The organism is Burkholderia sp. Bp8992, assembly GCF_003853705.1.
Lineage (GTDB): Bacteria > Pseudomonadota > Gammaproteobacteria > Burkholderiales > Burkholderiaceae > Burkholderia.
Window position 1 is genome coordinate 77368 of sequence record NZ_QTQI01000033.1, and the last position, 7121, is coordinate 84488.

At 65.2% G+C, this 7121-nt stretch carries 4 protein-coding genes; 1 reads left to right on the forward strand and 3 read right to left on the reverse strand.

Annotated features, from left to right (window positions below):
- Positions 1–261: 261 nt before the first annotated feature.
- Positions 262–1638 carry a nucleobase:cation symporter-2 family protein gene (locus tag DIE03_RS33435; protein WP_059497633.1) on the forward strand — a complete coding sequence of 459 codons (1377 nt, stop codon included), beginning with the start codon at positions 262–264 and terminating at the stop codon, positions 1636–1638.
- Between the two features lie 350 nt (positions 1639–1988).
- Here DIE03_RS33435 and DIE03_RS33440 read toward each other — a convergent pair whose 3' ends face one another.
- The 3 genes from DIE03_RS33440 to DIE03_RS33450 all read right to left on the reverse strand — a co-directional run.
- Entirely contained in the window at positions 1989–3512 is a 1524-nt protein-coding gene (locus DIE03_RS33440) for an efflux transporter outer membrane subunit (RefSeq protein ID WP_124456422.1), read from the reverse strand.
- Complete coding sequence (gene bpeB, locus DIE03_RS33445; RefSeq protein WP_124456423.1) at positions 3512–6712, reverse strand: efflux RND transporter permease BpeB; 3201 nt, start codon at positions 6710–6712, stop codon at positions 3512–3514. Before bpeB ends, DIE03_RS33440 begins: the two co-directional genes overlap by 1 nt.
- Before the next feature lie 15 nt (positions 6713–6727).
- Positions 6728–7121, reverse strand: a 394-nt coding sequence (locus DIE03_RS33450; protein WP_185658274.1) for an HlyD family secretion protein, incomplete at its 5' end; no start/stop codon positions are given.

Here is a 7121-nt window from a genome sequence, read left to right on the forward strand (position 1 = left end):
CCGTTTTTGCCACTATGCGCGCGGCCCGATACACACCATAAAGCGGCCCATATTTGACATGGGGGCCGGCGCTATTTTGAAGGGCTATAAAACCGGGGAACCTCACTCCTGCGGCTGTTTCCCGATGATCGACACCCTGCTCCATGCCGAATTGGCATATCGAACCAGCAAAGAACGGAATAGTACCCAGCGCTCTTGTTGCGTGGATTCATTCCGCATAACTTCGTATCACCCCGAAAACAAGATCATGGAGTGAGACAGATGCAATCGAACACGGTCCATCCGTGCGATGAGGTGCTGCCGACCGGCAAGCTGGTAACGCTTGGCCTGCAGCACGTCCTCGTCATGTACGCCGGCGCCGTCGCCGTGCCGCTTATCGTCGGCGCGGCGCTCAAGCTGCCGAAAGACCAGATCGCGTTCCTGATCAGCGCCGATCTGTTTTCGTGCGGAATCGCCACGCTGATCCAGACGCTGGGCCTGTGGATCTTCGGGATCCGCCTGCCCGTCATCATGGGCTGCACGTTCGCGGCAGTCGGCCCGATGATCGCGATCGGCACGAACCCCGGCCTCGGCATTCTCGACATCTTCGGATCGACGATCGCGGCGGGCATCATCGGCATCGTGCTCGCGCCGATGATCGGCAAGCTGTTGCGGTTCTTCCCGCCGGTGGTCGTCGGCACCGTGATCGCGGTGATCGGGCTGTCGCTGATGGAAGTCGGCATCAACTGGGCGGCCGGCGGCGTCGGCAACCCCGAGTACGGCAGCCCCGTCTATCTCGGCCTGTCGCTGCTCGTGCTGACGCTGATCCTGCTGATCAACAAGTTCGGCCGCGGCTTCATCGCGAACATCTCGGTACTGCTCGGCATCGTCGCCGGCTTCGCGATCGCATTCGCGATCGGCCGCGTGAATACCGACGGCGTCGCGCATGCACCGTGGGTCGGCATCGTGATGCCGTTCCACTTCGGCATGCCGCACTTCGACCCGCTGTCGATCGTGACGATGGTCACGGTGATGTTCGTCACGTTCATCGAATCGACCGGCATGTTCCTCGCGGTCGGCGACATGGTCGATCGTCCGGTCAACCAGGAGCGCCTGGTGCGCGGCCTGCGCGTCGACGGCCTCGGCACGCTGATCGGCGGCATCTTCAACTCGTTCCCGCATACGTCGTTCTCGCAGAACGTCGGCCTGATCGGCGTGACGGGCGTGAAGAGCCGGTTCGTGTGTGCGACGGGCGGCGTGATCCTCGTGCTGCTCGGCCTGTTCCCGAAGATGGCGCAGGTCGTCGCGTCGGTACCGCCGTTCGTGCTCGGCGGCGCAGGCATCGTGATGTTCGGGATGGTCGCCGCGAACGGCATCAAGGTGCTGTCGAAGGTCGACTTCGTGAACAACTCGCACAACCTGTTCATCGTCGCCGTGAGCGTCGGCATGGGCCTCGTGCCGGTCGTGTCGCCGCACTTCTTCTCGAAGCTGCCGCCGGCGCTCGCGCCGATCCTGCACAGCGGCATCCTGCTGGCCTCGGCCTCGGCCGTGATCCTGAACATCGTGTTCAACGGCGTGAAAGGCGAAAAGGATGCGCGCTGCGAGATCCGGCGCGCGGGACACGACTTCGACGGGCGTCCCGTCGACGTGCACCACTGATCGCCCCGCGCCCGACGACGGCGCAACGCGGTAAACGCAAGACGCCACGGCATGCCGTGGCGTCTTGCTTTGGGGGCGACGGAGCAGATGGCGTGCTCACGGCGGCCACTCCTCGCGTCTAGAGGCGGGCCATCGGAGACGATGTGCAGCGCGGGCCACGCAGGCCAACGCGCCCGGTGTGATCGGCATCATGAAAGTCCGATGCATTCGTCGTCACCCAACCCGCTTCGCGCCACACGCTTCGACGGCACAAAAAAAACGCCACGGACCTTCGTCCGTGGCGTTTTCGTTTCTGCGTACAGCCGGTTCGAAGGACAAGCGCGCGAAGCCGCGCCTGCCCTGCGTTGCGCTTACCCGTTCGTCGCCGCTGCCGACGCCGCCGCCGGAGCAGCTGCCTTGTCGTAGTCGGCCGGCGCATCCGGCGCGCGCGGCGTTTCGCCGGCACGCTGGATCCAGCCGCCGCCCAGCGCGCGATACAGGTCGACCAGATTCGTCCAGCGCGCCAGACGCGCGCTGATCAGTGTCTGCTGCGCCGAATACAGGTCCGTCTGCGCGGTCAGCACCGACAGGTAGCTGTCGACGCCGTTCTTGTAGCGCAGGTCCGACAGGTCGAAACGTCGCTGCTGCGCATGCTCGTTGCGCTCCAGCGCCGCGATCTGCTGGTCGTACGTGCCGCGTGCGGCCAGACCATCCGCCACTTCGCGGAACGCCGACTGGATCGCCTTCTCGTAGTTGGCGATCTCGATGCGCTTCTGCACATGCGCGAGGTTCAGGTTCGCGATGTTCTGGCCGCCTTCGAAGATCGGCATCGTGATCTGCGGCGCGAACGACCATGCGGCCGTGCCGGCCTTGAACAGCCCGCCGAGCGTCGGGCTGCCGGTGCCGAACGCGCCCGTCAGCGAGATCTTCGGGAAGAACGCCGCGCGGGCCGCACCGATGTTCGCGTTCGCGGCCAGCAGCGTCTGCTCGGCCTGCATCACGTCGGGGCGACGCGTCAGCAGATCCGACGGCAGGCCTGCCGGCACGTCCGTCAGCAGGTTCTGCGCGTCGAGCGGCATGCCCGCCGGCAGATCGTCCGGCAGCGGCTCGCCGATCAGCAGCACCAGTGCGTTCAGCGCCTGCGCACGCGCACGCGCCTGCGCCTGCTGGTTCGACAGCGCCTGTTCGACCACCGTCTGCGCCTGGCGCAACTCGAGCTCGGAGCCCGTGCCGTTGTCGAAGCGCAGCTTCGTCAGGTCGTACTGCGCCTGAGCGGACTTCAGCGTGTCCTCCGTGACCTTCAGCAGGTCATCGGTCGACAGCAGCGTCAGGTATTGATCGGCCACCTGCGACACCAGCGAGATCTCCGACGCCTGCCGTGCGTACGACGTCGACAGGTACTGCGCGAGCGCCTGGTCCTTCAGGCTCTGCACGCGGCCGAACAGGTCGAGCTCCCACGATGCGGACAGCCCGACGTTGTAGGCGCGCGAGATGTACGGCGCACCGGTCTGCGAAAGACCCTGCGGCACGCGCTGGATGTTGCCCGTGCCCGTACCGTCGAGCGTCGGGAACAACCCTGCGCGCGTGATCTGGTACTGCGCGCGCGCCGCCTCGATGTTCAGCACCGACACGCGCAGGTCGCGGTTGTTCTTCAGCGCGATCTCGATCAGCCGCTGCAGGCGCGGATCGACGAAGAATTCGCGCCAGCCGATGGCGGTCGCCGCCTGGCCGTTCGCGCTGCGCGCGCCGGCAGCGCCCGGCTGCGTCGCATAGACGCCGCCGGCCGGGTACGCCTGCGCGACGGGTGCGTCGGGCCGCTTGTAATGCGGCGCCATCGTGCAGCCCGTGGCAAAGAGCGCGACCGCGATTGCAGTCAAAGCGTGTTTTTGCATCATCACTGTCCCTTGTTGCCTTCGTCGCCGTTGCCCGGCTTCTCTTCGTGGTGCGAGTGCTCCTGAGCCAGGCGCAGCGCCTCGTCGACGTCTTCCTTCTCGCCGCTGAAGATCGCGCGGATCTTCACGAAGAACATCGGGATCATGAAGATCGCGAGGAACGTCGCCGTGATCATCCCGCCGATCACGCCCGTACCGATCGCGTGCTGGCTGGCCGAACCCGCGCCGTTGCTGATCGCGAGCGGCATCACACCGAGAATGAACGCGAGCGACGTCATCAGGATAGGACGCAGCCGCAGGCGCGCCGCTTCCAGCGCGGCCTCGATCGGCCCCATCTTCTCCGTCTGCTGCAACTCTCGCGCGAATTCCACGATCAGGATCGCGTTCTTCGCCGACAAGCCCACGGTCGTCAGCAGGCCGACCTGGAAGAACACGTCGTTCTCGAGGCCGCGCATCGTGGCCGCGAGCAGCGCACCGATCACGCCGAGCGGCACGACCATGATCACCGAGAACGGGATCGACCAGCTTTCATACAGTGCCGCCAGACACAGGAAAACGACGAGGATTGAGATCGCGTACAGGATCGGCGCCTGCGAGCCCGACTGGATTTCCTGGAACGACAGGCCCGTCCACGAATAGCCGATACCGACCGGCAGCTTCTTCGCGAGCGTTTCCATCGCGGCCATCGCCTGGCCGGTCGACTTGCCCGGTGCGGCCTGACCCTGGATTTCCATCGCCGACACGCCGTTGTAGCGCTCGAGCTTCGGCGAACCGTACGTCCAGTGACCGGTCGCGAACGAACTGAACGGCACCATCCCGCCCGACCCGTTGCGCACGTACCAGATGTTCATGTCCTCCGGCGTCATCCGGAACGGCGCGTCTGCCTGCACGTAGACCTTCTTGATCCGGCCGTCGGTGTCGAGGAAGTTGTTCACGTACTTCGACGCCCACGCGATCGAGAACGTCTGGTCGATCGCATCCGCCGTCACGCCCAGCGCATTCGCCTTTTCGCGGTCGATGTTGACCTTGTACTGCGGCGTATCGTTCAGGCCGTTCGGACGGACACCTTGCAGCGTCGGATCCTTCGACGCCATCCCGAGCAGCTGGTTACGCGCGGCCATCAGCGCATCGTGGCCGAGACCGGCGTTGTCCGTCAGCTCGAAGTCGAAGCCGGCAGCCGTACCGAGTTCAGGAATCGACGGCGGGTTGAACGGGATCACGATCGCGTCCTTGTAGCCGCCGTAGCGCCCGAACATCCGGCCGATCAGCGCCTGCACCTTCTGGTTCGCATGCTGACGCTGCGAGTAATCCTTCAGGCGCACGAACACGAGACCGGAGTTCTGGCCGCGGCCCGCGAAGCTGAAGCCGTTGACCGTGAACGCCGATTCGACGATTTCCTTCTCGTCCTTCAGCAGGTAGTCGGAAATGTTCGCGAGCGTCTTCGCGGTCGTTTCCTGCGTCGAGCCCGACGGCGTCTGCACGATCACGAACATCAGGCCCTGGTCTTCATCGGGCAGGAACGACTTCGGCAGGCGCACGAACAGCAGCCCGACCGCGACGATCACGACCAGATAGATGATGAGCCAGCGGCCCGAGCGCTTGATCACGTGGTGCACGCCGACGTGGTACTTGTCGCGGCTGTTGTTGAACGTGCGGTTGAACCAGCCGAAGAAGCCCTTCTTCTCTTCGTGATGCCCTTGCGGGATCGGCTTGAGGATCGTCGCGCACAGCGCCGGCGTCAGAATCAACGCGACGAGCACCGACAGCACCATCGCCGACACGATCGTCAGCGAGAACTGGCGATAGATCGCGCCGACCGAGCCGCCGGAGAACGCCACCGGCACGAACACCGCCGACAGCACGAGCGCCACGCCGACGAGTGCGCCGGTGATCTGGCCCATCGCCTTGCGGGTCGCCTCCTTCGGTGACAAGCCCTCTTCGGCCATCACGCGCTCGACGTTCTCCACCACCACGATCGCATCGTCGACCAGCAGGCCGATCGCGAGCACGAGGCCGAACATCGACAGCGTGTTGATCGAGAAGCCCACCATCGACATGATCGCGAACGTACCGAGCAGCACGACCGGCACCGCGATCGTCGGGATGATCGTCGCCCGCAGGTTCTGCAGGAACAGATACATCACGAGGAACACGAGCACGATACCTTCGAGCAGCGTCTTGACCACTTCCTCGATCGACAGCTTCACGAACGGCGTCGTGTCGTACGGATACTTCACGACGAGGCCGTGCGGGAAGAACGGTGCCAGTTCGTCGATCTTCGCGCGCACGGCCTTCGCGGTGGCGAGGGCGTTCGCGTTGGTCGCGAGCTGGATACCGAGTGCCGCGGTCGGCTGACCGTTGTACTTCGTGTCGAAGTTGTAGTTTTCGCCGCCGAGGCCGATCTGCGCGACGTCCTTCAGGCGAACCTGCGAGCCGTCCTGGTTGACCTTCAGCAGGATGTTGCCGAACTGCTCGGGCGTCTGCAGCAGCGTCGATTCGGTGATCGTCGCCTGCAGCATCGTGCCCGGCTTCGCCGGCGTGCCGCCGAGCTGGCCGCCCGCGATCTGCACGTTCTGCGCGGTGATCGCCGAGCTGACGTCGACCGGCGTGAGGCCGTAGTTGGTCAGGCGGGTCGGGTCGAGCCAGATCCGCATCGCGTACTGCGAGCCGAACAGCGTGACGGTACCGACGCCGTTCAACCGGCTGATCGGATCCTTCACGTGCGACGCCACGAAGTTCGCGAGGTCGTACTTGTTCATGCTGCCGTCTTCGGAGTTGAAGGCGAGCACCAGCAGGAAGCTGCTGCTCGACTTCGTCACCGACAGGCCGAGCTGCTGCACGACCTGCGGCAGAACCGGCGTCGCGAGCGACAGCTTGTTCTGCACCTGAACCTGTGCGATGTCGGCGTTGGTGCCCGGCGCGAAGGTCAGCGTGATCGTCGCGTTGCCCGAGTCGTCACTCGTCGACGACATGTACAGGAAGTTGTCGAGACCGCTCATCTGCTGCTCGATCACCTGCGTCACCGTGTCTTCCACCGTCTTCGCGGAAGCGCCCGGGTAGTTCGCGGTGATCTGGATCGATGGCGGCGCGATCGTCGGATACTGCGAGATCGGCAGCGTGAAGATCGCCGCAACCCCGGCCAGCATCAGGATGATGGCGATCACCCACGCGAAGATCGGGCGATCGATAAAAAACTTTGCCATGAAGCAGGCTCCCTGTTATTGCGCGCTCGAAGCAGCGGCGGCACTCGCGGGCGCGGCGCCCGATGCGGCGGCACCGGAAGCGGCAGCGGCGCCGGAACCGGCGGCAGCCGGCGCGGCGGAGGCAGCGGCGCCCGACGCGGCATCGGCCGCCGGTGCGAGCTGGGCGGGGACCGTCTTCACGGTCGCGCCCGGGCGCACCTTGTCGACGCCCTGGACGATCACGTGATCGCCCGCTTGCAGGCCGCTTTCGACGATCCAGTTCGGGCCCTGCATGCCGGTCGTCTTCAGCGGACGCGGCTCGACCTTGTTGCTGGCGTTCACCACCATCGCGATCGCCTGCCCCTTCTGGTCATGCGTGACGCCGATCTGCGGCACCAGGAACGCGTTCTCGTTCACGCCTTCCTCGATC

Excerpts from the sequence above, each read along its gene's own strand:
- DIE03_RS33435 (WP_059497633.1), top strand. The coding sequence starts at position 262 with ATGCAATCGAACACGGTCCATCCGTGCGATGAGGTGCTGCCGACCGGC.
- DIE03_RS33440 (WP_124456422.1), bottom strand. The coding sequence starts at position 3,512 with ATGATGCAAAAACACGCTTTGACTGCAATCGCGGTCGCGCTCTTTGCC.
- bpeB (WP_124456423.1), bottom strand. The coding sequence starts at position 6,712 with ATGGCAAAGTTTTTTATCGATCGCCCGATCTTCGCGTGGGTGATCGCC.